This is a genomic window from Umezawaea sp. Da 62-37, from assembly GCF_032460545.1.
In the GTDB taxonomy this organism is placed as follows: Bacteria; Actinomycetota; Actinomycetes; order Mycobacteriales; family Pseudonocardiaceae; genus Umezawaea.
In genome coordinates this window covers 3,320,879-3,347,420 of sequence record NZ_CP135965.1, presented here as the reverse complement: position 1 = coordinate 3,347,420, position 26,542 = coordinate 3,320,879, and the positions used below count along the sequence as shown (strand labels likewise).

The following is a 26,542-nucleotide window of genomic DNA, read 5'->3' as shown; positions in this document are numbered from 1 at the left end:
TCCGACGGCGATCGCGGTTGCGGGGGGCGGGTTCAGTCGGTGGAACCCAACCCCCGCAACCGCTCCACCGTCGCGGCCTCGCTCCGCGCGGCGCCGAGTTCCCGGTACAGCCCCAGCGCCTCGCGGTAGTGCCCGATCGCGTCCGCCTCCGCCCCGGAGGCCTGCGCCAGCAACCCCAACGAGTCCAGCGCCGCGGCCTCCCCGTACCGGTTCCCGTCCTCGCGCGCCAGCACGAGCCCGGCCGAGCAGTACTCCGCCGCCCGCCGGTGATCACCCAGCTCCGCCGCCGCCCACCCGGCGGCGTTCAGCGCCAACGCCTCCCACACCCGGTCCCCGACCTCGCGGAAGATCGCCACCGCTTCGGTCGCGTGCGCCGCCGCGGGCGCCTTCTCCCCGCGCAACGACCGCGTCCCCGCCAGGCACAGCCGCACGTGCCCTTCGAACCGCCGTTCCCCGGCCAGCTCCAGCGCCCGTTCGAGGTGCTCCAGCGACTCGTCGAGCTTCCCCACGGCCGAGCACGCGTACCCGTGGAGCTGGTGCGCCATGGCGAGAACACGCCGGTTCCCCAGCCGTTCGGCGGCTTCCAGCCCACGCCGCCAGGAATCCGCGTGCCACCGGTGGTGCCCGCGCCGGAACAGGAACGGGTGCAGCGTCCACGCCAGGTGCCACGCGGTGAGGTCGTCGGCCTCGTCGAGCGCAGCCAGCAGGCACTGGTGTTCGGCGTCGAACCAGCGGAGCGCGGCGGTGTCGTCGGCGAAGGTCCCCTCGGGTTCGAGGGGGAGCGGTGAGGGCTCGGGGTCCAGCGGAGCGCGGGCCGCGCGAGCCGTGCGGGTGTAGTGCTCCAGCAGGCGCGCCAGTGCGGCGGGCCGGTCGGGATCGGGCAGCTCACGCGCGTACCGGCGGACGAGGTCGTGCATCCGGTAGCGGCCGGGGGAGTGCCGCGCCAGCAGGGAGACCCGTTCCAGCGCCCGCAACACCGACTCCGGCCGCCCGGTCAGCACGGCGGCCGCCGCCACGCCGATGTCCGGCCCCGGCGCGCTCCCCAGCAGCCGGAACGCCGACGCGTGCTCGGGTGGCAGGGCGTCGTAGGACCAGGACAGCACCGTCGACAGATCCCCTTCGTCCGGCGCGGTGAGGGGGAACTCCGGGTGTTCCGCCGCCTGCCCGGCCACCAGCGCCAGTGCCAGCGGCGACCCTCCGCACCACGTGACGACCTCCGGGTCCACGACCCGTTCCGCCCCCAGCCGCCTGGCCAGCAGCACCCGCGAGTCCTCTTCGGACAGCACGTCGAGCACGACCGACCGGGCGCCGTGCCCGGTGGTCAGCCCGATCAACCGGTCGCGACTGGTGACCACGACCGTGCTGGCGGAGGCACCGGGCAGCAGCGGGACGACCTGGGCGGAGTCGCGCGCGTTGTCCAGTACGATCACCATCCGCCGCTCCACCAGCAGACTGCGGTACAGCCCGGCGCGAGCGTCCTGGTCCGGTGGAACGGCGGCGGGCGGCACACCGAGGGCGTCGAGGAAGCCGCGCAGGGCGGTGGAGGGGTCCAACGGCTCACCCGACGGGTCGAAGCCGCGCAGGTCCACGAACAGCTTGCCGTCGGGGAACCGCTGCCCGTGCGCCCAGTGCAACGCGAGCCACGTCTTCCCGATCCCGCCGGCCCCGCTGATCACCAGTACCGGCGCCGGGACGTCCAGCGCGGCCAGTTCGGCGGTCCGGCCGGTGAACAACCCCGGCGCCGCGGGCAGCTGCCGGGGCACGGGATCGGTGAGCCGCGGGTCCGACGCGAGCACGCGCCGGTGCAGTTCCACCAGGTGCGGGTTGGGATCGACCCCGAGTTCCTCCGCCAGCAGCTCCCTGGTCCGCCGGTGGTGCTCCAGCGCGTCGGCTCGCCTGCCTGCCCGGTAGAGGGCCAGGACCAGTTGCGCGGCAAGGCGTTCGTCCAGCGGGTGCCGGGCGGCGCGGGCCGTGAGCGGGGCGATCAGACCGGCGTGCCCGCCGCGCCGGAGTTCGAGGTCCGCGTGGTCGAGTTCGGCCGCGACCCGTTCCCGTTCCAGCCCGGCGCGGACCGCCGTGAGCCACGGCGTGTCCAGGTCCCCGAACGGTTCCCCGCGCCACAGCCCCGTCGCCTGCTCGAACAGCACCGCCGCGTCGTCGTCCGGCGCCGTGCGGGCCTGCCGGACCAGCGCGCGGAACCGGTGCAGGTCCACGGCCTCCTCGTCGACCCGCAGCACGTACCCGCCTGGCCCGTGCGGGATCGGCACGCCGGGCAGCGCGCGGCGCAGCCGGGTGAGGTGGCTGTGCAGCGCGCCGCGCACCCGTTGCGGCGCGCGGTCCGCCCACACGCGCTCGATCAGCCGATCCGCGGGCACGGCCGCGCTCGGCTCGACCAGCAGCGCCGCCAGCACGCACCGCTGCCTGGCCGGACCGAGGTCCACCGGGACGCCGTCGCGGAGCGCTTCGACCCCACCCAGCAGCCGGAACTCCACGGGCACCCCCTGACCTGCGGATTCAAGCGTTCGTCCAGAAGTATCCCCGTGCGCGGGCCGATCGTGGGCCGCATGGGAGAACGCATCGGGGGATTCCGGAGTCCGGAGGCGGAGCAGCGGTTCGCGGTGGCCTACCGGGAAGCGATGGCCGCGGGTCCGAGACCGGTCGAGCAGTACGACGTGCCGACGTCCTTCGGCACCACCAGGGTCTACCGGCACGGCCCCGACGAGGGGGCGCCGATCGTGCTGCTGCACGGGTTCATGTCCACGTCGGCGGGCTGGGGGCCGTTCCTCGGCGCCTTCGCCGAGCGCAACCCGGTCTACGCGGTCGACGCGCTCGGCGAGGCGGGCGGGAGCGTGCAGACGAGGCCGTTGGCGAGCGCGGCCGACCGGGCGCGGGCGCTGGAGGAGGTGCTGGAAGGGCTGGGGCTGAGCGGTGTCCACGTGGTGGGGGTGTCCGCGGGCGGGTGGCTGGGCGTGGCGTTGGTCGTGCGCGACCCGACGCGGGTGGCGACGCTCAGCCTGCTGGAACCGACGACCGTGACGTCGACGTACCACCCGGCGGTCATGTGGCGCGCCGTGCTCGCCGCGGCGGTGGGCTCGGACCGGGCGATGCGCTGGTTCCTGCGCCACTCGTTCGGGAACGACGACGTGCTGGACCGGCCCGACGGGCGCGTCGTCCTCGTCGGGACGCGCGCGTCCCGGCCGAAGCTGCCGATGCTCCTGCCGCCTCCGGAGGACGCGCTCCGCGCCGTGCGGATCCCGGTGCTCGCGGTGTTCGGCGCCCGCAACGCGGTGCACGACGCCACCCGCGCGGCCGCCCGGCTCCGGGAACTGGTGCCGCACGCCGAGGTCGAACTGTGGCCGGACAGCGGTCACGACCTGGGCATGTTCGACGACACGGGGCCCGTGACCGAGCGGGTGCTGAGGTTCTTGCGGAGTCGGTAGGGCCCGGAATCGTCGGTTCAGCACGTCCCGACCGTCGCGGACCCGTTCGGCACCGAGTTCTCGATCATCGCGAGGCCGGACGGCTGAGCGGTAGGCTGGGGGCGGCTCCTCGACCAGTGCAGCCCGCCCCGCGCGCGTGTCCGGCGGTACGACCGCCTCCGCACCGCGGCCCCACCGCGGATTCCGAGGATCGCCATGCCGCCCACCGGTTCGACCAAGCACGTGACCAGTTCACCCGTCCGCGACCTGCTGGCGCTCACCTCGCGGCCGGAGGTGATCTCGTTCGCGGGCGGGCTGCCCGCGCCGGAGCTGTTCGACCTGACCGGCCTGCGGATGGCGTTCCACCAGGCGCTGTCCGAGCCCGCGGGCCGGGACAACCTCCAGTACGCGCCCACCGAGGGGAACCGCGCGCTGCGGTCGCTGGTGGCCGCCCGGATGACGGGCAAGGGGCTGCCGACCACCGGGGACGACCTGCTGATCACGACCGGCTCCCAGCAGGCGCTCACCCTGGTGACCTCGGCGCTGCTCGGCCCCGGCGCGGTCGTCGCCGTCGAGGAGCCGACGTACCTGGCGGCCCTCCAGTGCTTCCGGATGGCGGGTGCCCGTGTGGTCGCGGTCGCGTCCGACGAGCACGGGATGGTGCCGGAGTCGCTGGAAGAGGTGATCAAGGCCGAACGGCCGTCGCTGGTGTACCTGGTGCCGACGTTCGCCAACCCCACCGGGCGGACCCTCCCGGCCGAGCGGCGGACCGCCATCGCCGCGCTCGCGGCGGCCCACGACCTGTGGGTGGTGGAGGACGACCCGTACGGCGAGCTGCGCTACCGGGGTGAGCCGATCGCGCCGCTCGCGGTGGGCTCCGACCACGTCCTGCACCTGGGCAGCTTCTCCAAGATCGGCGCGCCGGGCCTGCGCCTGGGCTGGCTGCGCGCGCCGGAGTCACTGCTGCGGACGCTGGTGATCGTCAAGCAGGCCGCCGACCTGCACACCTCGACCATCGACCAGGCCGCCGCGGCGATCTACCTGGCCGCGGCGGACCTGGACGCGCACATCGCGGGCCTCCGCACCGCGTACCGCTCGCGCCGGGACGCGATGATCGCCGCCCTGCCCTCGACCACCCCGCCGGGCACCACGTGGACCGACCCGGACGGCGGCATGTTCGTGTGGGTGACCCTTCCGGAGGGCGCGAACACCACCGGGGCACTGCCGACCGCGCTGGCCCACGACGTCGCCTACGTGCCGGGCGCGCCGTTCTACGCCACGACCCCGGACCAGGCGACGTTGCGGCTGTCGTTCACCACCAACACACCCGCCCGGATCACCGAGGGCATGGCGCGGCTCGCCGAGGCCCTGGGCGGTGACCGGTCAGTCCGCTGACGGGCGGGTCCAGCGGTGCCACCACCTGACCCGCGGGGCCGGTCGCTCCGGTACCGGTGGTGCCGGAGCGCGGACGGGGGTGCGGGCGGTGCGCCAGGCGTCGACCACCTTGTCCACGTTCACCGGGGCGAGGGGGACGCGGGGGCCGGTGCCGAAGCGGAGCCATTCGACGACGCGCAGGTTCAGGTCGGCGGCGAGGGCGCGGACCTCCTGCTCGGTGCGCAGGCCCTTGACGGTGTCGGGGAGGGCGTTGATCTCCTTGCGCAGCAGCAGGGGAGTGGGCAGGAGGGCGTCGGTCGGCAGGTTCTCCCGGCGCAGGTGGTCCTTCAGCCACCACTGCTCCTCGACCGGCCCCTGGAGACCGGGCAGCGGTTCGCCGGTGCCGGGGAGGTTGTCGAACTCGCCCCGGTCGGTCGCCTCGCGGATCTGGCGGTCGATCCACGACTCGAAGCTGACATCGGCGGGTTTTCGCTCCGTCATACCCCCGATTGTGCCCGGACCGGAGGGGGTGAGCCCTGCGCGAACACGGCGGTCGCCCGGCCGGTCGAACGGCATGATCGGGGCATGGCCCGGATCGAAGTGGTACTCGGTGACATCACGCGGGAGCGGGTCGACGCGGTGGTCACGGCGGCGAACGAGTCGCTGATGGGAGGCGGTGGGGTCGACGGCGCGATCCACCGGGCGGCGGGACCGCGGCTGGCGGAGGCGGGAGCCGTCGTCGGTCCCTGCGATCCCGGTGACGCGGTGGCCACGCCCGCGTTCGACTTCGCGCCGGTGCGCCACGTCATCCACACCGTCGGCCCGGTGTGGGAGGGCGGCGCGGAGGGGGAGGCCGAGGTGCTCGCGTCCTGCTACCGGCGCTGCCTGGAGGTGGCCGACGGGCTCGGGGCGCGCACCGTCGCGTTCCCGGCGATCGCCACCGGCGTGTACGGGTTCCCGCCCGACCAGGCCGCGCGGATCGCCGTGGCGACGATCGGCGCGACCCCGACGGACGTCGACGAGGTGCGACTGGTGGCGTTCGACGAGGAGTCGCGCGACCTGCTCAACGCCGAACTGGCCCGCTGACCCGACCGGATACCCTCCTCCGGTGACGGATACCCCAGCACCCACCGCGACCCGTCGGACGGCGGTCGTGCTGACCGTGGCGGCACTTGTCCTCGCGGTCGACCAGGCCACGAAGTACTGGGCCGAGTCCACGCTGAAGGACAGGGCGCCCATCCGGGTGATCGGCGACGTCCTCCAGTTCCGCCTGCTCTACAACCCCGGCGCGGCGTTCTCCATCGGCACCGGGTCCACGTGGATCTTCACCGTGCTGGCGGCCATCGCGGCGGTGGTGCTGCTGCGCCTGGCGACCCAGCCGCAGACCGGGAGCCGGGCCATCGCGCTGGCGCTGCTGCTCGGCGGCGCCGTCACGCACCTGCTCGACCGCCTGTTCCGCGCTCCGGGCTTCGCGCGCGGGCACGTCGTCGACTTCATCGACTACAACGGGTACTTCGTCGGCAACGTCGCGGACATCGCCCTGTTCGCGGGAGCCGTGCTGTTCGTGGTCCTCACGTTCCGCAGCGACCGCGAGGCCGAGCGGGCCGCCAAGAGCGAGAAGGCCGCCGAGGCTGAGCGTGCGACTGAGGCCGAGAGAGCCGCTGAGGCCGAGCGGGCGGTTGAGAACGGCAAGACCACCGAGAACTGAGCGCGGGCCGGTCGCACGAGGCGACCGGCCCGCGGGTTCCCGCTGTGCGGAGCCCGTTGCAGGACGGCTCTCCGCGACGCGGACCGGCGACTAGCTGAACGGGTCGAGCGTGATGTAGGCCTGCTGCGGGTTGCCGTCGTTGACGAGCGACTCGTGCGCGCCGACGTCGTCGAAGGCGAAGCCGTAGGCCTTGCCGTCGACCATCTGGGAGTGGATGACGCGGGAGTAGTGGTTGGTCACGCCGTCCTTGTAGAAGTTCGCGTTGTTCGCGTCGGGCTGGTTCGGGTTGGTCAGCAGCGTCGACCGGTTGTACCCGGCGCACAGCGTCCGCGAGATCGGGCCCCTGACCAGGTCGTTCGGCGCGTCGAGCAGCTTGTAGCAGCCGAAGATCGAGTCCGAGTCGGGCTTCTGGAACGACGTGACCTGCTGGCCCGCGCTGTTGGTGAAGTTCATCGAGTTGCCCGACACCCGGCCGAAGTACTTCGTGTTCGGCTGGTCGGCGAACGGGGTCACGGTGAGCGTCGAGGACGCGTACTTCGTCCAGACGCGGTTGACGTAGTCGTTCATGACGGTCGACGAGAGGCCGCCCGCCTCGATCCCGTGGCCGGGGGCGAGGACGCGCACGACCGAGCCGTCCGACCGGGTCCGGACCAGGCCGGACCAGCCGGACTGGGCGCGCAGGCCGTTGATGACGCCGTTGTAGCCGCCCGACTTGAGCTTCCCGGTGGTCTTGGTCGTCCCGCTCGCGGTCCGCACGCCGACGTTGTAGGGCGCCGAGAAGAAGTCGACCTGGGTGCTGTTCAGCCACAGGCCCGCGTCGTTCAGGGTGTACTCGGACCAGTTGAACAGGATGTTGACGTTCGGGTCGGACGGGTTCTGCACGGCGGGCTGCACGAGCCCGCCCGTGGTCACCTTGAAGACCAGCTTCTGCCCGTAGGAGAAGTAGACCCGACCCGAGAACTTGGGCATCTGGATCGTCTTGGACTGCCCGTTCGCGGGCCCGGCTATGGACGCGTCGGGCGCGGGGGTCGGCGGGTTGCCGCCCGCGGGCCACGCGTGGAACCCGCCGTTCGCGTCGGCCCAGCCCTGCTGGCCCGTCGAGAGCAGCGTGCCCAGGTTGTAGATGTAGATCTGGTCGCCGCGGCCGGAGTTGTTGGTGAACGTCAGCGGGATGGTCGTCGGGACCGCCTCGGCGACGGGGGCCGTGACCGCGAGTCCGGTGGCCGCGGTCGCCGCGGCCGCCAGCAGGGAAAGCACCTTGCGTTTGACCAGCATCGGCTGTCTCCTCCTCAGGATGGAGTTGTGAGAGCGCTCTCACACAGTCGCGCGGCAACCCGTCCCGTGTCAACGGGCAATGAAGCTCGTGGGTCGGGCGGGTTTCCCGAATGGGCGGTTGGTTACCCACCGCCTTGACCGCTACCGTGGGAATCGGTAACGAGAGGTGGTGGGTGAACATGCTCGGTGTCCTGCTGTTGAGCGCCGCGATGATCGTGCCGGTAGCGGTCGCCACGGACGCGCACGTCGACTACCGCGAATGGCGCGGTGCCGCCGAGTTCGCGCAGGGCGAGGCCGAGGGGGTGACCGCCTCGACCTCCGGTGACGGCCTGGTGATCGGCTCGCCCGTCGGCAGCGAGGGCGGCTACGAGTTCGCCCGCTGGACGTCGCCGCGGCACGCCGCGGAGTTCGGCGCGACGCAGGTCGTGGCGTCGTGGAACGCCCTGACCCCGGCGGGCACGTGGCTCCAGGTCGACCTGCGCGGCCCGGACACCGGCTGGTACGCCATGGGCCGGTGGGCGTCCGGGGACACCGACATCAGGCGCACCAGCGTGCCCGACCAGTCCGACGAGCACGGGCGGGTCGACGTCGACACGTTCCAGGCGGCCGAGGGCCACGCCTTGCGCGAGGTCCAGCTCCGCGTGACGCTCTACCGGGCGCAGGGCACGACGGCCACGCCCACGCTGCTGATGGCGGGCGCGATGGCGTCCGCGCTCCCCGACGCGTTCACCGTGCCCGCCAGCGAGCCCGGTCCCGCGCGCGGCGTCGAACTGCCGGTGCCGCGCTACTCGCAGAACGTGCACGAGGGCGGCGAATCGTTGTGCAGCCCCACGTCCACCGAGATGGTCGTCGAGTACTGGGGTCGCGGCCCGACGCCGGACGACCTGGCGGGGATAGACCCGACCCACCCCGACCGCAGCGTCGAGTACGCGGCCGGGCACACGCACGACCTGGACTACGACGGCGACGGGAACTGGCCGTTCAACACGGCCTACGCGGCCACTTTCGGGCTGCGCGGGCACATCACCAGGCTGCGGTCGCTGACCGAGCTGGAGACCTACGTCGCCCGCGGCGTCCCGGTGATCACGTCCCAGTCGTTCCGCGAGGACGAGCTGGACGGCGCCGGGTACGGCACGGCGGGGCACATCATGGTCGTCGTCGGGTTCACCGAGGACGGCGACGTGATCGCGAACGACCCGGCGTCCCCGTCGAACGAGGCCGTCCGCCACGTCTACCGGCGCGCCCAGTTCGAGACGATCTGGTTGCGCACCAAGCGCCACGAGGCGGACGGCTCCGTGTCCGACGGTCCCGGCGGGATCGTCTACGTGATCGAACCCGCTACCGGCTGAGTTCCGCGCGCAGCGCCTTCGCGAACGGCTCGGGCTCCAGCAGGAACCCGATGTGGTCACCGGGGAACACGACGGTCCGCGACCCGAGCCCCGACGCGAACGCGGTCGCCGCGCGGTGGGCCAGCTGCCCCTCGGACGCCTCGCCCACGCCGATCGCGATCCTGGTGGGCGAGGCGCGCAGCGCGTCGACGTCGGGCGCGGACCGGACGGTCGGGCCCGCCATGTGCCGCAGGAAGTAGTCGTCCTTCGCCAATGACTCGAGGGTGGGCGGCGGCCCGAACTGCGCCGGTCCGCCCCGGAACCCGGCGACTTCGAAGAAACGGGCCATCGCGGCGGCGGGCCCGTCCGCCAAGTGGATCGCGAACACCTCGTCCATGCCCGCGGGCGCGGGGTCGTCCTCGGGCAGGAACCCGATCAGCGGCGGCTCGTGCGCGACCAGCGTGCGCACCAGGCCGGGGTGCCGGGTGACCAGGGCGAGCCCGGTGACCGCGCCGCCGCTGCTGCCGAACAGCGCCACCGGCTCGGACGTCACGGCCGCGATCACCCGGCTGACGTCGTCGGCCAGCACCTCCGGCGTCGAGTCCCCGTCGGTGTCCCGCGTGCTGCGTCCGATCCCGCGCGGGTCGTAGGTCACGACCGTGTGGTCCTCGGTCAGCAGCGCCCTGATCGGCGCGAACCCGGCGGCGCCCATCGGGTTGCCGATGAACACCAGCACGGGGCCCTGGCCGCGCACTTCGTAGTGCAGGCGTGCGCCGTCGACGTCCAGGGTGCGGTCTGCCGGCTCGGTGTTCGACATCTCGGGTGTCCTCGCTGAGGTGGATTCGTCCGTTTCGGACGGTTGTGCACCAGCGCGACAACCGTTGAACGGCAACGACGTCCTCAACGCGCCGCGCGCGACACCGGTTCCCGCGCCCCGGAGAGCACCTCGCGCAGCCGGGCGGCGTAGGCCCTCGGGTGGGTGGTGTTCCCGTTGTGCCCGCCGGGGAACTCCTCGACCGCGACGCCCAGTCGGTCGGCCAGCGCCGTGGCGCACCGGTAGTCGAAGATCGTCTTCGGGGTCGTCCGCCCCGCGGCCGGGACGATCCGGACCGACGTCGGGTCCAGCCGCAGGTCGTCCCGCACGATCGCGTCGAGGTCGCGGGTGAGGAAGAAGTCGAAGTTGGCCGCGCGCGCCGGGGTCATGGGCTCCGGCGTGAGGTCGGGTTCGGTGTCCTGGCCGACCGGGTCGATCCCGAGCACCCTCGCCACCTCCCGCAACGCCACCGGCAGGCCGCCGCGCCGGTACTCCGCCTGGACGTCGAGCAGTTCCCGCCGGTGCCGGTCGGCGTCGGCCAGCAGCCACGGCGCCACCGGTTCGTGCGCGACCAGCGCGCCGACCTGCTCGGGGTGGCGGGCCACGAGGTGCAGCCCGATGACCGCCCCCAGGCTGCAACCCAGCACCAGTGCGGGCTCGTCGGTGAGCGCGGCCAGCAGCCGGTGCGCGTCGTCGGCGTGGTCGGCGATCGTCACCGGCCCGTCGAACCGGCTCCGCGACAGCCCCCGCCGGTCGTAGGTGACCACCGTGTGGTCGTCGACCAGCGCGTCCACCAGGTCCCGGCCGCGGTCCGCGTCGCCCTCGCCGCTCTGCGCGATCAGCAGCAACGGCCCGGAACCGCGGACCCGGTAGTGGAGCGCCGTGCCCCCGACGTCGAGCGAGTCCATGGTGTCTCCCCAAAGTCCATCGAATTAGATGTATCGAATTAGATGGACCATGGGTAAGTGAACGGTGTCGAGTTGTTCCTGCTGGGCCGGACCCTGATGAAGATCGGCGAGAACGCCATGCCGTCGCCCCCGGACGGCACCCGCGGCAGCACGAGGGTGGTCCTGATCGTGCTCAGCGATGTCCTCGACCACCCCGACACCTCCGTCGGCGCGATCGCCGAACGCACGCGCCTGCCGCAGAGCCAGGTGTCGACCGCGGTCGCGCGGCTCACCGAGGCCGGGTCCGTCGAGACCGCGTCGGACCCGACCGACCGCCGCCGCAGGCTCATCCGCCGGGCGGACACCACGTCCGACCGGGTCGCCGAGGTGCGGGGGACCACCATCGACGCGGCCCTGGCCGGTGAGCTGGGCACCGACGACCCGCGGCGGGTCGCGGAGGTCGCGGAGGCGCTGCGGGCGCTGGCTCAGCTGCTGGCGCCCTGATCGTCGAGGTACGCCTTGGCCAGGCGTTTCGGGGCCTTGCACAGCCACGCCTCGACGACCAGCTCCTCCAGTTCCTCGACCCCGATCCGGTCGAGCCGCACCAGCACCGAGGCGTAGCCGTCGAAGTGCGGCGTCGTGAAGTAGACGTCCGGGTCGTCGGCGAGCAGGGCCTCCTTCACGCCCAGGTCCGCCACCCGCACGCCCATGATCGGCCCGTCGGGCGCGGACGGGCCGAGGGCCGCGAGGTCGCCGGCGCGCAGCGGGCGCTCGGAGACGAACCCCTTGCCCTTGACCCGCCAGTCGCGCGGCGAGCGCTCCACCGCCTCGGGCATCGCCATCGCGAGCCGGTGCACGTCGTCCCAGGTGGCCATGCGGGAACTCTAGGACGCACGGGGGCGACACCCGGCGCGTAGCCTCCTGCGAAACCCGGAGGGAGTCGCATGCCAGGGCGCAGGAGCAGGTCCGTGCTGGTCGCGCGGCTCGTCAGCGAGCGGCCGGGCAGCTCGCAGGCCGCGATCCTCGCGGAGTTGCGCCGGTGCCTGCTCGACGGCGGCGTCCCGCCCGGCACGCCGATCCCGCTCGACGAGGTCGCGGCGGTGTTCGGGGTCAGCCGCATCCCGGTGCGCGAGTCGCTCAAGACGCTGATCGGCGAGGGACTGGTGGAGCACCGCCCGAACGCGGGCTACACCGTCGCGAAGCTGACCGCCCGCGAGCTGGAGGAGCTGTACCTGGTGCGCGGGGTGCTGGAGGCCGCGGCGCTGGCGGCGGCGGTCGGGTCGGCGGACGCGACCGACGACGAGAACGCCCGCGCGGCGCACCGCGGCCTGGAGGAAGCCGTGCGGGCCAAGGACGCCCACGCCTACCACCGGGAGAGCCGGAGCTTCCACCTCGCGCTGGTGGCGCCGTGCGGGATGCTCCGGCTGCTCGGGATGTTCGAGTCCGCGTGGAACATGACCGAGCCGCTGCAACCGATGGCGCACGTGCCGGAGGCGGAACGGGCGGAGCTGCACAACGACCACGACGCGATGCTCGCGGCGTTCGTCGCGCGGGACGCGGCCGCTCTGCTGGAGGCGGCCCGCAGGCACCACGGGCGGCTCCAGTCGTCGCTGGAACTGCTGCCCCGGCACACCGGCCTCTTCGCCGACCCGCACTGAGGAATCCGGTTCACGGCAAGATGTATGCCACTCCGGCAAGATATATGTTCCGCGTGATGGACGCGTAACATCGCGCTCCTACTTTGACCTGGCGAAGCCGTTCGGACGAGGCGAGCCGGGAGTGACCATGACCGAGATCGTGCCGCACGTTGAGGACCTCCGCCCACCGCCCGTCGTCGAGGCGCACGGCGGCCTGAAGGCCGAGTACGACCCGCGCCTCGCGAACGAGGACCTCGCCCCGCTGGCCGAGCAGTCCTGGGGCTCCTACAACATCTTCGCCTTCTGGATGTCCGACGTGCACAGCGTCGGCGGCTACATCACCGCGGGCAGCCTGTTCATGCTCGGCCTCAACAGCTGGCAGGTGCTGGTGTCGCTGCTCGTCGGCATCGGCATCGTGTACTTCTTCTGCAACCTGGTCGCCAAGCCGAGCCAGGCCACCGGCGTGCCGTACCCGGTCATCTGCCGCACGGTGTTCGGCGTGCGCGGCGCGAACATCCCCGCGATCATCCGCGGGCTCATCGCCGTCGCCTGGTACGGCATCCAGACCTACCTCGCGTCGGCGGCGCTGGAAGTGGCGCTGCTCAAGCTGTTCCCCGGCCTCATCCCGTACGCCGACGTGCAGCAGTACGGCTTCCTCGGTCTCCCGCTGCTCGGCTGGATCTCGTTCACGGTGCTGTGGATCCTCCAGGCCGCGGTGTTCTGGACCGGCATGGAGACGATCCGCAGGTTCATCGACTTCTGCGGCCCCGCCGTCTACGTCGTCATGTTCCTGCTGACGGGCTACCTGATCCACCGCGCGGGCTGGAGCGCGATCGACTTCAACCTGGGCGATGTCAAGTACACCGGCGCGCAGGCGGTCCCGGTCATGCTCGGCGCCATCGCGCTGGTGGTGTCGTACTTCTCCGGTCCCATGCTCAACTTCGGCGACTTCTCCCGCTACGGCAAGTCGTTCGCGGCGGTCAAGCGCGGCAACCTGCTCGGCCTGCCGGTCAACTTCCTGGTGTTCTCCGTCCTGGTCGTGGTGACGGCGTCGCTGACCATCCCGATCTACGGCGAACTGATCATCGACCCGGTGCAGACGGTGGCCAGGATCGACAGCACGCTGGCGATCGTGCTGGGGGCGCTGACGTTCACCATCGCGACCATCGGCATCAACATCGTCGCGAACTTCATCTCGCCCGCGTTCGACTTCTCCAACGTGAGCCCGCAGAAGATCTCCTGGCGCGCGGGCGGCATGATCGCCGCCGTCGGCTCCGTGCTCATCACCCCGTGGAACCTCTACAACAGCCCCGAGGTCATCCACTACACGCTGGAGACCCTCGGCGCCTTCATCGGCCCGCTGTTCGGCGTGCTGATCGCTGACTACTACCTCATCCGCAGGCAGCGGGTCGTGGTCGACGACCTGTTCACCATGTCGCCCGCCGGGAAGTACTGGTACCGCAACGGCTTCAACCCGCCCGCGATCATCGCGACGGTGATCGGCGCCGCGGTGGCGATGATCCCCGTGCTGTGGGCAACCGGACCCGGCATGAAGTCCGCGGCCCAGTACACCTGGTTCATCGGCATGGCACTGGGCTTCGCGGTCTACGCCGTGCTGGCCAAGCGCGCCGAGATCGCCGAGTAGGCCGTGCTGATCAAGGTCGTCAACCCGAACACCAGCAAGGCGATGACCCGCTCCATCCACGGGGCGGCGCTCGCCATGGCCGCCCCCGGCACGTCGGTCGACGCGGTCAGCCCCGCCATGGGCCCCGCGTCGATCGAGAGCCACTACGACGAGGCGCTCAGCGTTCCGGGTGTGCTGGCCGAGATCGCGGCCGGCGAGCAGTCCGGTGTGGACGGTTACGTGATCGCCTGCTTCGGCGACCCCGGCCTCGACGCCGCCCGTGAGCTGGCCGCGGGACCGGTGGTCGGGATCGCCGAGGCGGCCATGCGCACCGCCGCCTACCTCGGCCGCCGGTTCACCGTGGTGACCACGCTCGACCGCACCCGCGGCCGGGCGTGGGACCTGGCGGAGCGGTACGGCGTGGAGAGGTTCTGCGCGGGCGTGCACGCGTGCGACATCCCCGTGCTGGAACTGGACGAGGACCCGGACGCGCTGGAGAAGGTGGCGGAGGCGTGCCGGGCCGCCGTCGCCGAGGACGACGCGGACGCCGTGGTGCTCGGCTGCGCGGGCATGGCCGAGCTGTGCGCGGACCTCTCCGAGGCCATCGGCGTCCCGGTGGTCGACGGCGTCCGGGCCGCGACGCTCCAGGTGCAGTCGCTGGTCGCGATGGGGCTGCGCACCGGCGCGCGCGGCGAGTTCGCCCGACCGCTGCCGAAGCCCTACACCGGGCTGTTGCAGGGGTTCGGCCTCTGACCGCACCCGTCGGGCCCGGTGTCGGGCCCGACGGTGTCCTACGCCGGGCGCACCACGACGGACACCAGCGCGGCCTGCCCGGTCCGCCACCCGGTGGCCACGGCCACGTACCGGGCCGTGGTGGCGACCGCGACGGTCGACCTGCGGCCGCGCGGGACGGCCGCCGCCACGGGCTGGTAGGTCCGGCCGTCGGCGCTGGTCGCCAGGGTGGCCGTGGGCACCAGACCGGCGGCCCAGGTCAACTGCACACCGGACAGCGCGCACGACGTGCCGAGGTCGATCACCAGACGCCCGTTCGGACCCGGAGTCCACGCTGTCAGGGGGTCGTCGTCCACCGCCGCCGCCGGATCGGACATGCCGGCAGGCAGCGGTGACGTCGGGAACGTGACGCGCCCGGCCGCCAGATCGGCCAGCGGGTACGGCCGACCGGTCGGGAACACGACCTCGGCGCCGCTCGGCAGGGGCAGTTCGATCCCGCCGGTCTGGGCGACGACCAGCATGGCCGCCGGGCCGCTCGCCTTGACCCGCTGGCCGTCGACGACCGTTACGGTCAGCCCGACCGGCAGCGCGCCGCCGGTGGCCTTCCGAAGCGTGAACCGGACCGGCTCGACCCGTGCGCTCGCGGCGTCGAGCGCCAGGTCGTAGTCGGTGCCGGTCGCCGTGGTCCGCTGAACGCCTTGGTAGAGCCGCGTCCCGGTGCGCGGCTGCGTGATCGACACCGTGCCGGTGACCCGCCGCGCGCTCAGGTTGAACAGGCTCAGGTAGCCGTCGGCGGTGCTCGCGCGGACACCCGCCGGACAGGTCGGCGCGCCCGCGGCGGCGATCGCGGCCAAGTCCCGCGACGCGCCCGCGTACCCCTCGGCGAGGAACCCGGCGGCGGGACCGTCCGACAGCACGACCGCGTCGCCGCGCACGGCGATCGGCGCGGTCGAGCCGTGCACGACGAACCCGGCGCGCCCGTCCACGTCGAGCCAGCCGCCGGTGCTGCGCAGGTCGTCGTGCGGGTACGACACGGCGGTCGTCCACGCCACGCCGTCCGCGGAGGTCTCCACGCGGTACGCCTGCCCGGCCGCGGTCTCCCAGCGCAGGCGCACCCGGTCGACCGGGACGGCCGCGCCGAGGTCGACCGAGAGCCAGCTGTCGGCGCGGAGCCGGTCGGCCCGCGACACCGCCCACCGCGTCGTGGCGTCGCCGTCGGTCGCGAACGCCGGGTCGCGGCCGGTGTCGAACGAGGACGCGGTGGTCGGACGGCCGCGAGCCGCGTCCGCCCCGGTCGCGCCGTCCCGCGCCTCGAACGCGAAGACGGAGTAGCCGTAGGTCGGGTACGGGGTCACGCCGGTCATCCGCACGTGCCGCGCGGTCGTGCGGGCGAACGACAGGTCGTCGACCCGTCCCGCGCCCGCGTTGTCGGTGGCCCGCACCGTCGCGCTGCCCTCGGCGGCGGTGAACACGCGGTCGCCGTCCAGCCCCGGCACACCGGGCATCGTGCGGTTGTGGACCCCCACCCGCCCCTCGCCCGCCGCGACACCGGAGGTCGCGTACACGACCGTCCCGGTCGGCAGCGTGACCATGCCCGCGCGCCCGGAGTCGAAGCCCAGCACACCGGCCGTCGCGTCGAACCCGTCCCGGATCCCGTTGTACGCCTTGGCGAACCGCGTCCGCACGGCCGGTCCGGTCGACGGCAGGAACATCGGCGACGCGCCGCTGATCGCGAACAGCCAGTCGTCGTGGCCGGGCTGCCAGGCGAACTTCACGAACCCGGCCTTGCTGACCGTCGCCGCCCACGCGGACTCCGACTGGTGCGCCAGCAGACCCGGTCCGACGCCGAAGTCCGTGGCGCCGCTCGCGTGCCGGAACAGCTCCGCGGCCGTCGCCGGCACGGGCCGGGGCAGCAGTTCGTGCAGCAGGTAGCTGATCGCGATCTCGCCGCGCGCCTCCGGCTCGTACTTCGGCTCACCGGAGAACTTCGTGACCCGGTCCGCGGGCGCGTACGCCTGGTAGGCCTCCAGCCTGGCCGCGAGATCGGCCTCGGCGCGGGCGGCGTAGCGGTCGCCCAGCACCTGCGCGCGGAACGCCAACGGGATGACGTCCCTGCCGTAGAGGTGTTCGCGGTCGGCGACCATCGGCATCAGCGGCTCGCCCGCGTCGCTCATCGTGCCGAGGATGGTGCGCCACAGGCGTTCCCCGTTGGGCTGCGCGGTGATCACCTCCGGCAGCGGGCGGCCGGCCAGCAGGAAGTGGATGGAGTTGCGCGCCGACGTGCGCCACAGCTCCTCCTGGTAGTGCGGCCCGAACGACCCGTGGTTCTCGACCAGGAACGTGTCGTGCAGGTTCGCCGCGGTGTTGGCGCTCACCGGCACGCCGTCGACCGGCCTCGGGTTCGCGAGGTCGGCCGCGGGCAGCCCCGAAGCGTTCCGGCTCCACCGGCCGAAAGCCGAGCGCCACGCGTCCGGCGGCTGGTCGGCCCAGGCCAGTCCGGGCGCGAGGGCCTGGGCGTAGACGCCCATCTCCTCCAGCTTGGTGTCACCGGCGAAGCCGCCCGCCGCGCCGTTCGGCGTCCAGCCGCCCGACCGCGGGTCGTCCCCGGTGCCCAGCGCGGTCGTGTACTCGGCCTGTGCGCGGACGATGGTGTCCACGGAGGACTTCGTCGCGGCGTCCAGGTCGGACCACAGCAGCCGGGCGGCGAGGACGAAGTACGACTGGAAGGTGGTGTCCCAGAACAGGGTCTTGCCCCACTCGGCGCCACCCGCCAGCAGGTTCGACGCGGCGAAGTGCTTGATCGTGGCGACCGTGCGCGCCCGCAGCACGTCCCGCTCCACGCCCGCGACCTGCGCGTCGTAGGCGCCCCTGGTCACCAGGACCGCGTTGCCCAGCACCACGGCGAACCCGAAGTCGGTGCGCGTGTAGTGCCCGGCGGCGGTGTCGAACCGCGTCTCCGACCACCGCGTGTGCCGCAGCAGGACGCGGTAGTAGGTGTCGGCCACCGGATCCGCCGCGGCAGGCGCCGCCCGCCCGACACCGCCCGCCGCACCGGCCACGGTGGTGGCGCCGATCAACCCCAGCAACTGCCGCCGGTTCAGCAGGAACACGCCAGCCTCCTCATGACAACGTTGTCCAAGACCGCTGGTCAATCTCACCACGGGTGACCGGCCGTTTTCCCCTGTCGGATGAGGAATTGCTCCCTATGGCGGCATCCGGAACGCTCTGCGACGATGCGGTCCCCGTCGCTACCAAGGAGCGCGTGATGGCCTCAGTCCTGAACCCCTACATCAGCTTCGCCGACAACGCCCGCGAGGCGATGGAGTACTACCAGGGCGTGTTCGGCGGTGAGCTGACGCTCAGCACGTTCGGCGAGTTCGGCGCGGATGACTCGCCGTTCGCGGACAAGATCATGCACGGTCAGCTGAAGACCGACGCCGGCTACACGCTGATGGCGGCCGACACCCCGCCCGGCATGGAGCACAACCCCGGCACCAACGTCACCATCAGCCTGAGCGGCGGCGACGCCGACGACCTCCGCGGCTACTGGGAGAAGCTCTCCGACGGCGGCGCGGTCTCGGTCCCGCTGGAGAAGCAGATGTGGGGCGACGAGTTCGGCGCCTGCGTCGACCGCTTCGGCATCCCGTGGATGGTCAACATCACCCAGTCCTGATCCCACCCCGGCGGCGGTGCGGGGTCCGCCGCCGGGAGGATGGCCGCATGGCGGAACTGCTGTCGGTGCGGCTGGCCCCCGAGTGGATCACCGACTGCCTGTGGGTCCTCCGGGCGGGCGATGTGATCAGGGAGAACTGCTCCCCCGACCGGCTGGCCGCGGGCCACGGCGTGCCCGCCGACCTGGCCGCCGCCATCGAGGCCTGGGACGACGAGTTCCAGGCCGTGTTCGTGAGCGACGACCCGATGAGCTCCGGCTTCCCGGACGAGCCCACGACGGCGGCCTGGCGCGCTCGGGGCGAGTCGCTCGCGGGCAGGCTGGCCGCCGTGCTCGGGGTGCGCGTCGAGTTCCACGTGGCGGGCTACGACCGCGTCTTCACGCCTTGAGGTGACCTGCGGCCCGGCCGCGTGGTGTGGTCCGGCACGTCGAACGCGCGCTGCCCGTCCGGCACGTGGACCACCCGCGCGTCGACACCTGAACGCATCCCACCGCCTGCTGCTCGGGCGTCTCCAAATCGACCCCGGTGAGCACGATCGGCCGCCCCGTTCACCCGTCCGGGTTTACCGGAACACCGCGGCGGGGAATCCCTGGGAGCGTTACCAGACCGAGGGAGTGCCCATGGGGAAGCGGTGGCCAGTCCTGGCCGCGGTGCTCGTGCTCGCCGTGTCGGGATGTTCCTCGTCCCCGAGCCGCGCGACCGCCGAGCCCGACCACCCGGTCACCGCCGATCGCGCGGGCCGCACGCAGGCGGACCTGACCCTGCTGACCGGTGCCACCGCCATCGTCGTCCGCTCGGCCGACCTGGGCGGCGACCTCTTCCGCGCGTGGTCACCGGACGGCAAGCGGGTGGTGCCGCGGGCGACCGTCGACGGCGACGTGGTCGACCTCTCGTTCGACAACGCCGACGAGGCGCGCATCGAGTTGGCGTCCGACGTGACGTGGAGCGTCCACCTGAACGGCGGCGCCAAGGTCCAGACCCTCGACCTGCGCACCGCCAAGCTCAAGTCCGTCGACTTCGGCGCGGGCTCCGACCGGATCGACCTCACGCTGCCCCCGCCGACCGGCGCGGTCCCGGTCCGGATGACCGGCGGCGCCTCGATCTTCGACCTGCACCTGCCGCGGGGTGCGCAGGCCCAGGTCCGGTTCAGCGGCGGCGCGGGCCACGCCGTGATCGACGGCGCGTCCACCTCGGGTCTCGCGGGCGGCACTGTGCTGCGCACCGCCGACCTCGACACCGCCACCGACCACTACGCCGTCGACGCCGTCGCGGGCGTCGCCGAACTCACGGTCGACCGGACGTGATCACGAGCCACCGCGCGGAGCCCCGGCGACCGGGGTCTCGCGGTGCCGTCCCGTTCGGGCGGGGTCGGAGTTCAGCGCGGTCGCCTCAACGTCCAGAACAGCCAGTTTCCCGCAGCGGCGTTCGTGGCCACGTCCCATCCCGTGGCGCCGAGAGCGGAGAGCACCTCCACCACCTCGGGGAAGCCGCTCTGCTGGTGCACGCGCTCGTAACCACCGGGCAGGTTCACCCTGATGGTGCCCTCGGTCCACATCCACTCGACGGTGCCGAACTCGTACGTGAAGATCGCCGAACCCCTTCTTCCTCCATCAGTGGTCCACGCCATCGGCGGACGTCGGGCGGTACCGGCCGGAAAATCACCCACCACCGCGCGGAGCCCCGGCGACCGGGGCTCCGGCAGTGGTCACCAGCCGCGCGAACGCCACTCGTCCAGGTGACCGCGCTGCTCGCCGAGCGTCGAGTCGTCACCGTGGCCGGGGTAGAACCAGGTGTCGTCCGGCAGCTCGGCGAAGATCCGCGAGGACACGTCGTCCAGCAGCGACGTGAAGTTCTCCGGGGACGAGGTCTTGCCCACGCCGCCGGGGAACAGCGAGTCGCCGGTGAACAGGTGGGGATGGCCCTCCGGGTCGTGGTGGACCAGGGCGATGGAGCCCGGCGTGTGGCCGCGGAGGTGGATGACCGACAGCTCCGCGTCACCCACCCGGATGGTATCGCCGTGGTCCACGAGCCGGTCCGGCGGCACCGGAAGGGGGCCCGCGTCCAGGGCGTGGGCGATGGTGTCTGCGCCGTTCGCCTCCGCGACCGCGCCGAGCGCCTGCCAGTGGTCGGCGTGCTGGTGCGTGGTGACGATCGTCTTGAGCCTCGGCCGGTCCGGGCCGTGGCCGACCAGGTCGGAGAGGCGTTCGGGTTCGGCGGCGGCGTCGATGAGCAGGGCCTCACCGGTGGCCCGGCACACCAGGAGGTACGCGTTGTTGTCCATCGGGCCGACGGAGATCTTCGTGATGGTCAGGGCGCCGAGCGTCCGGCGGGCCGCTGGGCCGCCCGGTTCGACGTGACCGGTGTAGTCCTCTTGTACGTCCACAATGGCCGACGGTAGTCGTTCGGGTACTTGTGGCGCACTCCTTCAGGGTCCCTACAGGTTGACCCCTTAGGCTTGGTAACGATCGAATCCGACGTTGCCGAACACTCCGGAACGGGTTTCCCACCTCGTGTCGAACTCACCTCGCGCCTCCGTCCGACGGATCAACTGGGACGTCCTGCGGGTGCTCGCCGTGTTCTCCGTCCTGCTGCAGCACGCCACGCACGCGGGACCGCTGGTGCACCCGGAACTCGGCCGCCCGCTGTTCACCTTCCCCCTCGAGATGGGGGCCAGCGGGCTCGTCGTCATGTCCGCCTACTTCGCGTGCGCGTCGCTGGCCAAGGGCGAGCCCGTGCGGTTCCTGCGCAACCGGCTGTCGCGGCTGCTGCCCGCGTACGTGGTGGCGGCGACGTTCACGTTCGGCGTGCTGAGGTGGATCGCGCCGGAGGGGTGGAGCCAGCTGGAGTTCCGCGACCTCGTGATGAACGTCTTCATGCTCCAGAACTGGATCCCGGACGTCCGGCTGGTCGACTTCTCCTACTGGACGCTGCCGGTGCAGATCACCGGGTTCGTCGCCGGGGCGTTCCTCTGCTCGCGGCTGCGCGGCCCGTGGCTGCGCGTGCTGCTGTGGACGCTCGTCTTCGGACCGCTGGTCATGCGCGTCTGGACGACCGACCCCGGCGTGGTCCGGACGCTCTACGACGGCCTCGGCGTGCACCGCGCGCAGCTGTTCGCGATCGGCATCGGCATCTGGCTGTGGTCCAAGGGCAGGCTCGGCAACGGCCACCTCGGCGCGCTGCTGGTGTGCGCGCTGGGCGCGCAGGCCGTCCACAGCTCCGACCTGGAGTCCACCCTCGGCCTCGGCGTGCTGCTGCTCGGGTACTGCGCCGCCGCCAGCGGCCCGGACTGGAACGTGCAGCCCATCCGCGCGATCGCCAAGCCGATCAAGTGGCTGGCGGGCATCTCCTACGGCGTCTACCTCGTGCACCAGGAGGTCGGCTACGTGGTGATGCTCTACCTCGCCCGCCTCGGACTCGGACCGGTGGTCCAGCTCGTCGGCTTCTTCGGCACGGCCGTCGTGCTCGGCTGGCTGCTCACGAGGTTCGTCGAGCGCCCGATCCACACCTGGCTCACCGCCGAGAGCCGGGGGCCGGAGCTGGTCCGCCTGGTGCTGGCGGCCCGGCTGCTGGCACCCCGGTTCACCGGCGGCGCGGCGGCTCAGAGCCAGTTGGGCAGCTTCGGCACGTCCCCGCTCAACCGGGTGCCGTCGTGGCGGCCGGTGAGCCACCCGAGCACGTCGGCCGCGTCACCGCTGATGGTGACGGAGCTGTCGGTGCCCGCGGTGTTCAACTCCCAGCTGCGCTGACGGCCGCCCGGCAGCGCCACGTCGATCCGCGCGGCGGGCGACTCCGGCCTGGTCGCGAACCCGGCCACGACGCTGTCGACCAGGTCCTCCAGGTGCTCCTCCGGCAGGTCGTCGAAGTCGACGCCCACGTCCAGGTCGACCAGGTGGAACAGCAGCTCGCGCAGCCGCAGCCACGGCACCTGGTGGGCGGGCAGCGCCCCGCCGCTGGGCTGGGAGACCTCCGCCTCCCACGCCGCCGCGGGCTGGCTCTCGGCCGCCGCGGCGAACCGCAGGCACGCCGAGTCGAGGTCCGCCCGCAGCAGCTGGAGCGTCCGCGTCGACCCCTCCTCGATGTCCGCGTCCCGGTCCACCCGGCTCGTGTACGCCGGGTGCTCGACACCCGTTCTCGCCCAGGTGAGCAGGTTGACCAGCGCGTCCGCGTTGCGGGCCACGTGGCTGATCACGTGCGCCCGGCTCCAGCCGGGCAGCGCGCTGGGGCCGCGCACGGCGGCCGTGTCCAGTTCCGCGACGGCGGCGTAGAACGCCTCGGTGGCGCGGTCGACGGCCACGAGGTGCCCGGCGGCCAGTTGCGCCGCGCCGGACTGCTCGCGCGGCGCGGGTACGACCGACTCCACCTGGGAACCGGTGTTGGCAAAGCTCATGTGTGATGCCTCTCCCCGACGTTGAGGCTCGAATTTTGTGTGCCGACCAGCCTAGGCCGGGTTCACCGCGGACCGGTAGCGGCCGATCACACGGGAATCACCTGGCGGTGGTGATCCGAACTCTACCGAGTGTCAGATCCGGATGCCGAGGGTCGCAAGGCCCTCACGATCGGGTGAAATAGCTCTCCCGGTCGCACCTGTCGTGTGACGGATGGGGTTGGTGGGGTACCTGCCCACTGAAGTGGCTTCGCGGTGGGCACGTCGGGGAATGCCGGCGAGGCCTCGACCGTTTTTGTCGGTGGTCGCACTTAGCATGGTTGTCGGCCCACCTCCCGCGGCCGGCCGCCCTCCACCGGCTGCCTTCCGGCGGGGCCGCCTTCCAGCGGGGCCGCCTTCCAGCGGGGCAGCCCCCAGTCGGGGTCGGCCCGCCGCGCGCGGGCACCAGTGGTGTTTAGTACGCTTTTTCGAACGTGTGTTCGGTACCGCACGAACCGGTGCGCGCATGGCCGGACTCGCCAACCCGTAGCCGAAGGGAACCACCCAGTGGCAGACCGCCTTGTCGTTCGCGGCGCTCGCGAGCACAACCTGCGGGGCGTGGACCTCGACCTGCCGAGGGACGCCCTCATCGTGTTCACCGGGCTCTCCGGCTCGGGCAAGTCCAGCCTCGCGTTCGACACGATCTTCGCGGAGGGCCAGCGCCGGTACGTGGAGTCGCTGTCCGCGTACGCGCGCCAGTTCCTCGGTCAGATGGACAAGCCGGACGTCGACTTCATCGAGGGCCTGTCGCCCGCGGTGTCGATCGACCAGAAGTCGACGAGCCGCAACCCGAGGTCGACCGTCGGCACGATCACCGAGGTGTACGACTACCTGCGCCTGCTCTACGCCCGCGCGGGCAAGGCGCACTGCCCGGCGTGCGGCGAGCCGATCAGCAAGCAGACCCCGCAGCAGATCGTCGACCAGGTCCTCGCCATGCAGCAGGGCGTGAAGTTCCAGGTCCTCGCGCCGGTGATCCGCGGCCGCAAGGGCGAGTACGTCGACCTGTTCTCCGCGCTCCAGGCCCAGGGGTACTCGCGCGCCAAGGTCGACGGCACCGTGTACGCGCTGGCCGAGGTGCCGAAGCTCAAGAAGCAGGAGAAGCACGAGATCTCGGTGGTGATCGACCGGCTGTCGGTGAAGGCGAGCTCCAAGCAGCGCCTCACGGACTCGGTCGAGACGGCGCTGCGGCTCGCCGACGGGCTCGTCGTGCTGGAGTTCGTCGACCTGCCGGAGACCGACCCGGAGCGCGAACGCGGCTTCTCCGAGCACCTGGCCTGCCCGAACGGCCACCCGCTCGCGATCGAGGACCTCGAACCGCGCTCGTTCTCGTTCAACTCGCCCTACGGCGCGTGCCCGGCGTGCACCGGTCTCGGTGTGCGCAAGGAGGTCGACCCCGAGCTGGTCGTGCCGGACGACGAGCTGTCGCTCGGCGAGGGCGCCATCGCCCCGTGGGCGGGCGGTCAGACCGCGGAGTACTTCACCCGGCTGCTGGAGTCGCTCGGCGAGACCATCGGCTACCGCATGGACACCGCGTGGCGCTCGCTGCCCGCGAAGGTGCAGAAGGCCGTGCTGCACGGCGTGAACGAGCAGGTCCACGTCCGGTACAAGAACCGGTACGGCCGCGAGCGCTCGTACTACGCGAACTTCGAGGGCGTGATCCCGTTCCTGGAGCGCCGCCAGGAGCAGACCGAGTCCGAGTTCATGCGCGAGAAGTACGAGGGCTACATGCGGGAGGTGCCCTGCCCGACGTGCCAGGGCACGCGCCTCAAGCCCGAGATCCTCGCCGTGACGCTGCACCACGCCCGCAAGGGCGACAAGTCCATCGCCGAGGTCTGCGCGATGAGCGTGTCGGAGTGCTCGGAGTTCCTCGACGGGCTGAAGCTCGGCAAGCGCGAGTCGATGATCGCGGGAGCCGTGCTCAAGGAGATCCAGGCGCGCCTGCACTTCCTGGTCGACGTCGGCCTCACGTACCTGTCGCTGGACCGCGCGTCCGGCACGCTGTCGGGTGGCGAGGCGCAGCGCATCCGGCTGGCCACGCAGATCGGCTCCGGCCTGGTGGGCGTGCTGTACGTGCTGGACGAGCCGTCGATCGGCCTGCACCAGCGCGACAACCATCGGCTCATCGACACGCTGATCCGGCTGCGCGACCTCGGCAACACGCTGATCGTCGTCGAGCACGACGAGGACACCATCCGCACGTCCGACTGGGTCGTCGACATCGGTCCCGGCGCGGGTGAGCACGGCGGCCACGTCGTGCACAGCGGGCCGTACAAGGCGCTGCTGAAGAACAAGGAGTCGCTGACCGGCGCGTACCTGTCCGGGCGCAAGGAAATCCCGATGCCGAAGACCCGCCGCAAGATCGACAAGAAGCGGCAGTTGACGGTGATCGGCGCGCGCGAGCACAACCTGCGCGGCATCGACGTGTCGTTCCCGCTCGGGGCGCTGGTGTCGGTGACGGGTGTGTCGGGGTCGGGGAAGTCGACGCTGGTCAACGACATCCTGGCGACGGTGCTGGCGAACAAGCTGAACGGTGCGCGGCAGGTGCCGGGGCGGCACACGCGGATCAAGGGGTTGGAGGAGGTCGACAAGCTCGTCCAGGTCGACCAGTCGCCGATCGGGCGCACCCCGCGGTCCAACGCCGCCACGTACACCGGGGTGTTCGACCACATCCGGAAGCTGTTCGCGTCGACGACCGAGGCGAAGGTGCGCGGGTACCAGCCGGGACGGTTCTCGTTCAACGTCAAGGGTGGGCGTTGCGAGGCTTGTGCCGGTGACGGGACGATCAAGATCGAGATGAATTTCCTGCCGGACGTGTACGTGCCCTGCGAGGTGTGCAAGGGGGCGCGGTACAACCGGGAGACGTTGGAGGTCCACTACAAGGGGAAGACGATCTCCGAGGTTCTGGACATGCCGATCGAGGAAGCCGCTGGCTTCTTCGAGCCGATCAACTCGATTCACCGGCATCTGCGGACGTTGGTGGACGTGGGGCTGGGGTACGTGCGGCTCGGGCAGCCCGCGCCGACGTTGTCGGGTGGTGAGGCGCAGAGGGTGAAGTTGGCTTCGGAGTTGCAGAAGAGGTCGACTGGTCGGACTGTTTACATCCTGGACGAGCCGACGACGGGGTTGCACTTCGAGGACATCCGGAAGTTGCTCGGGGTGATCAACGGGTTGGTGGACAAGGGGAACTCGGTGATCGTGATCGAGCACAACCTGGATGTGATCAAGACTTCGGATTGGGTTGTGGACATGGGGCCGGAGGGTGGGTCCGGTGGGGGGCTGGTGATCGCTGAGGGGACGCCTGAGGAGATCGCTGGGGAGGAGAAGAGTTACACGGGGCAGTTCTTGCGTCAGGTTTTGGATGTTGAGGTGGCTGCGGCGGTGGGGTGAGGGTGGCTGTGGGGGTGAGGGTGTCTGGGTGGCGTAGCCCGGCCCCCGTGCGCGCGATTGTCTCAATGCCACACCCCTGTTTGTCAAGGCGGGAAAGATGCCTTGACAAACAGGGGTGTGGCAGGAGGGCGCTGTGTATCGGGGGCAGGGGGAGGTCTGGCTTCGCTTGTGTCGGCTGTGTCGGTTTAGGGCACCTCGCTGCGCGTCGGTAGGGCATCAGGCTGCGCCTGACAAGGCACCTTGCTGCGCGTCGGCAAGGCATC

Annotated in this window: 23 protein-coding genes and 1 pseudogene; 14 read left to right on the top strand and 10 right to left on the bottom strand. The window is 71.9% G+C overall.

The genetic code is table 11. The features are described 5' to 3' along the window. Positions 1 to 32 precede the first annotated feature (32 nt). Complete coding sequence (locus RM788_RS14635; RefSeq protein WP_315932191.1) at positions 33 to 2,498, bottom strand: AfsR/SARP family transcriptional regulator; 2,466 nt, start codon at positions 2,496 to 2,498, stop codon at positions 33 to 35. 66 nt (positions 2,499 to 2,564) lie between these two features. Here RM788_RS14635 and RM788_RS14630 point away from each other — a divergent pair, with 66 nt between their 5' ends. Together RM788_RS14630 and RM788_RS14625 are read left to right on the top strand one after the other, a co-directional pair. Beyond that, complete coding sequence (locus RM788_RS14630) at positions 2,565 to 3,440, top strand: alpha/beta fold hydrolase (RefSeq protein WP_315932190.1); 876 nt, start codon at positions 2,565 to 2,567, stop codon at positions 3,438 to 3,440. Positions 3,441 to 3,635: 195 nt separating this feature from the next. Continuing rightward, a complete protein-coding gene (locus tag RM788_RS14625; protein WP_315932189.1) occupies positions 3,636 to 4,814 on the top strand; it encodes an aminotransferase-like domain-containing protein in 1,179 nt (392 codons plus the stop codon). On the opposite strand, the gene RM788_RS14620 is transcribed toward RM788_RS14625, so the two are convergent. Continuing rightward, a complete protein-coding gene (locus RM788_RS14620) occupies positions 4,803 to 5,294 on the bottom strand; it encodes a DnaJ family domain-containing protein (protein ID WP_315932188.1) in 492 nt (163 codons plus the stop codon). The genes RM788_RS14625 and RM788_RS14620 overlap by 12 nt on opposite strands. 84 nt (positions 5,295 to 5,378) lie before the next feature. Here RM788_RS14620 and RM788_RS14615 point away from each other — a divergent pair, with 84 nt between their 5' ends. Beyond that, on the top strand, positions 5,379 to 5,879 hold the full coding sequence (locus RM788_RS14615; protein WP_315932187.1) for an O-acetyl-ADP-ribose deacetylase: 501 nt from the start codon (positions 5,379 to 5,381) through the stop codon (positions 5,877 to 5,879). Between the two features lie 22 nt (positions 5,880 to 5,901). Beyond that, on the top strand, positions 5,902 to 6,501 hold the full coding sequence (lspA, locus tag RM788_RS14610; protein WP_315932186.1) for a signal peptidase II: 600 nt from the start codon (positions 5,902 to 5,904) through the stop codon (positions 6,499 to 6,501). Between the two features lie 90 nt (positions 6,502 to 6,591). On the opposite strand, the gene RM788_RS14605 is transcribed toward lspA, so the two are convergent. Then, positions 6,592 to 7,776, bottom strand: a complete 1,185-nt coding sequence (locus RM788_RS14605) for a glycoside hydrolase family 64 protein (protein WP_315932184.1) — start codon at positions 7,774 to 7,776, stop codon at positions 6,592 to 6,594. 179 nt (positions 7,777 to 7,955) lie between these two features. Here RM788_RS14605 and RM788_RS14600 point away from each other — a divergent pair, with 179 nt between their 5' ends. Continuing rightward, positions 7,956 to 9,125, top strand: a complete 1,170-nt coding sequence (locus RM788_RS14600; protein WP_315934634.1) for a C39 family peptidase — start codon at positions 7,956 to 7,958, stop codon at positions 9,123 to 9,125. On the opposite strand, the gene RM788_RS14595 is transcribed toward RM788_RS14600, so the two are convergent. Together RM788_RS14595 and RM788_RS14590 are read right to left on the bottom strand one after the other, a co-directional pair. Continuing rightward, positions 9,115 to 9,921: an alpha/beta fold hydrolase gene (locus tag RM788_RS14595; protein WP_315932183.1), complete on the bottom strand. Its 807-nt coding sequence runs from the start codon at positions 9,919 to 9,921 to the stop codon at positions 9,115 to 9,117. The two genes, RM788_RS14600 and RM788_RS14595, sit on opposite strands and share 11 nt — an antisense overlap. Before the next feature lie 83 nt (positions 9,922 to 10,004). Beyond that, the gene (locus RM788_RS14590; protein WP_315932182.1) at positions 10,005 to 10,826 is read right to left on the bottom strand and encodes an alpha/beta fold hydrolase; all 822 of its coding nucleotides are present in this window, start codon (positions 10,824 to 10,826) and stop codon (positions 10,005 to 10,007) included. A gap of 57 nt (positions 10,827 to 10,883) precedes the next feature. Here RM788_RS14590 and RM788_RS14585 point away from each other — a divergent pair, with 57 nt between their 5' ends. Then, entirely contained in the window at positions 10,884 to 11,309 is a 426-nt protein-coding gene (locus tag RM788_RS14585) for a MarR family transcriptional regulator (protein ID WP_315932181.1), read from the top strand. On the opposite strand, the gene RM788_RS14580 is transcribed toward RM788_RS14585, so the two are convergent. Beyond that, a complete protein-coding gene (locus RM788_RS14580) occupies positions 11,291 to 11,680 on the bottom strand; it encodes an MmcQ/YjbR family DNA-binding protein (RefSeq protein WP_315932180.1) in 390 nt (129 codons plus the stop codon). The two genes, RM788_RS14585 and RM788_RS14580, sit on opposite strands and share 19 nt — an antisense overlap. A gap of 69 nt (positions 11,681 to 11,749) precedes the next feature. Between RM788_RS14580 and RM788_RS14575 the strand changes: the two genes are divergently transcribed. The 3 genes from RM788_RS14575 (at position 11,750) to RM788_RS14565 (ending at position 14,819) form a co-directional block, all read left to right on the top strand. Beyond that, positions 11,750 to 12,463 carry a GntR family transcriptional regulator gene (locus RM788_RS14575; RefSeq protein ID WP_315932179.1) on the top strand — a complete coding sequence of 238 codons (714 nt, stop codon included), beginning with the start codon at positions 11,750 to 11,752 and terminating at the stop codon, positions 12,461 to 12,463. 127 nt (positions 12,464 to 12,590) lie between these two features. Then, positions 12,591 to 14,087, top strand: coding sequence for an NCS1 family nucleobase:cation symporter-1 (locus RM788_RS14570; protein WP_315932178.1), 1,497 nt, complete (start codon positions 12,591 to 12,593; stop codon positions 14,085 to 14,087). A gap of 3 nt (positions 14,088 to 14,090) precedes the next feature. Beyond that, the gene (locus tag RM788_RS14565; RefSeq protein WP_315932177.1) at positions 14,091 to 14,819 is read left to right on the top strand and encodes an aspartate/glutamate racemase family protein; all 729 of its coding nucleotides are present in this window, start codon (positions 14,091 to 14,093) and stop codon (positions 14,817 to 14,819) included. A gap of 38 nt (positions 14,820 to 14,857) precedes the next feature. Here RM788_RS14565 and RM788_RS14560 read toward each other — a convergent pair whose 3' ends face one another. After that, on the bottom strand, positions 14,858 to 17,908 hold the full coding sequence (locus tag RM788_RS14560) for a discoidin domain-containing protein (protein ID WP_315932176.1): 3,051 nt from the start codon (positions 17,906 to 17,908) through the stop codon (positions 14,858 to 14,860). 155 nt (positions 17,909 to 18,063) lie between these two features. Here RM788_RS14560 and RM788_RS14555 point away from each other — a divergent pair, with 155 nt between their 5' ends. The 3 genes from RM788_RS14555 (at position 18,064) to RM788_RS14545 (ending at position 19,773) form a co-directional block, all read left to right on the top strand. Continuing rightward, complete coding sequence (locus RM788_RS14555) at positions 18,064 to 18,471, top strand: VOC family protein (protein ID WP_315932175.1); 408 nt, start codon at positions 18,064 to 18,066, stop codon at positions 18,469 to 18,471. 47 nt (positions 18,472 to 18,518) lie between these two features. Beyond that, positions 18,519 to 18,857 (top strand): immunity protein CdiI family protein, encoded by a 339-nt coding sequence (locus RM788_RS14550; protein WP_315932174.1) that lies wholly within the window; start codon positions 18,519 to 18,521, stop codon positions 18,855 to 18,857. 232 nt (positions 18,858 to 19,089) lie between these two features. Then, positions 19,090 to 19,773, top strand: a complete 684-nt coding sequence (locus RM788_RS14545) for a hypothetical protein (protein WP_315932173.1) — start codon at positions 19,090 to 19,092, stop codon at positions 19,771 to 19,773. 71 nt (positions 19,774 to 19,844) lie between these two features. Here the strand turns inward: RM788_RS14545 and RM788_RS14540 are convergent, their stop codons facing one another. Next, positions 19,845 to 20,096 carry a hypothetical protein gene (locus RM788_RS14540; protein ID WP_315932172.1) on the bottom strand — a complete coding sequence of 84 codons (252 nt, stop codon included), beginning with the start codon at positions 20,094 to 20,096 and terminating at the stop codon, positions 19,845 to 19,847. Between the two features lie 78 nt (positions 20,097 to 20,174). Beyond that, the gene (locus tag RM788_RS14535) at positions 20,175 to 20,852 is read right to left on the bottom strand and encodes an MBL fold metallo-hydrolase (RefSeq protein ID WP_315932171.1); all 678 of its coding nucleotides are present in this window, start codon (positions 20,850 to 20,852) and stop codon (positions 20,175 to 20,177) included. Between the two features lie 127 nt (positions 20,853 to 20,979). On the opposite strand from RM788_RS14535, the pseudogene RM788_RS14530 reads away from it, so the two are divergent. After that, positions 20,980 to 21,939: pseudogene (locus tag RM788_RS14530) on the top strand (acyltransferase family protein); the annotation flags it as partial. 128 nt (positions 21,940 to 22,067) lie between these two features. Here the strand turns inward: RM788_RS14530 and RM788_RS14525 are convergent. After that, positions 22,068 to 22,856 (bottom strand): maleylpyruvate isomerase family mycothiol-dependent enzyme, encoded by a 789-nt coding sequence (locus tag RM788_RS14525; protein ID WP_399343527.1) that lies wholly within the window; start codon positions 22,854 to 22,856, stop codon positions 22,068 to 22,070. A 543-nt stretch (positions 22,857 to 23,399) separates the two neighbouring features. Between RM788_RS14525 and uvrA the strand changes: the two genes are divergently transcribed. After that, the gene (gene uvrA, locus RM788_RS14520; RefSeq protein ID WP_315932169.1) at positions 23,400 to 26,279 is read left to right on the top strand and encodes an excinuclease ABC subunit UvrA; all 2,880 of its coding nucleotides are present in this window, start codon (positions 23,400 to 23,402) and stop codon (positions 26,277 to 26,279) included. The last annotated feature ends 263 nt before the right edge of the window (positions 26,280 to 26,542 follow it).

Coding starts and splice junctions, on each gene's coding strand:
- RM788_RS14630 (WP_315932190.1), top strand. CDS start 2,565: ATGGGAGAACGCATCGGGGGATTCCGGAGTCCGGAGGCGGAGCAGCGG.
- RM788_RS14615 (WP_315932187.1), top strand. CDS start 5,379: ATGGCCCGGATCGAAGTGGTACTCGGTGACATCACGCGGGAGCGGGTC.
- RM788_RS14540 (WP_315932172.1), bottom strand. CDS start 20,096: ATGGCGTGGACCACTGATGGAGGAAGAAGGGGTTCGGCGATCTTCACG.
- RM788_RS14605 (WP_315932184.1), bottom strand. CDS start 7,776: ATGCTGGTCAAACGCAAGGTGCTTTCCCTGCTGGCGGCCGCGGCGACC.
- RM788_RS14625 (WP_315932189.1), top strand. CDS start 3,636: ATGCCGCCCACCGGTTCGACCAAGCACGTGACCAGTTCACCCGTCCGC.
- RM788_RS14570 (WP_315932178.1), top strand. CDS start 12,591: ATGACCGAGATCGTGCCGCACGTTGAGGACCTCCGCCCACCGCCCGTC.
- RM788_RS14600 (WP_315934634.1), top strand. CDS start 7,956: ATGCTCGGTGTCCTGCTGTTGAGCGCCGCGATGATCGTGCCGGTAGCG.
- RM788_RS14575 (WP_315932179.1), top strand. CDS start 11,750: ATGCCAGGGCGCAGGAGCAGGTCCGTGCTGGTCGCGCGGCTCGTCAGC.
- RM788_RS14545 (WP_315932173.1), top strand. CDS start 19,090: ATGGGGAAGCGGTGGCCAGTCCTGGCCGCGGTGCTCGTGCTCGCCGTG.
- RM788_RS14580 (WP_315932180.1), bottom strand. CDS start 11,680: ATGGCCACCTGGGACGACGTGCACCGGCTCGCGATGGCGATGCCCGAG.
- RM788_RS14525 (WP_399343527.1), bottom strand. CDS start 22,856: ATGAGCTTTGCCAACACCGGTTCCCAGGTGGAGTCGGTCGTACCCGCG.
- RM788_RS14620 (WP_315932188.1), bottom strand. CDS start 5,294: ATGACGGAGCGAAAACCCGCCGATGTCAGCTTCGAGTCGTGGATCGAC.
- RM788_RS14590 (WP_315932182.1), bottom strand. CDS start 10,826: ATGGACTCGCTCGACGTCGGGGGCACGGCGCTCCACTACCGGGTCCGC.
- RM788_RS14555 (WP_315932175.1), top strand. CDS start 18,064: ATGGCCTCAGTCCTGAACCCCTACATCAGCTTCGCCGACAACGCCCGC.
- RM788_RS14595 (WP_315932183.1), bottom strand. CDS start 9,921: ATGTCGAACACCGAGCCGGCAGACCGCACCCTGGACGTCGACGGCGCA.
- RM788_RS14550 (WP_315932174.1), top strand. CDS start 18,519: ATGGCGGAACTGCTGTCGGTGCGGCTGGCCCCCGAGTGGATCACCGAC.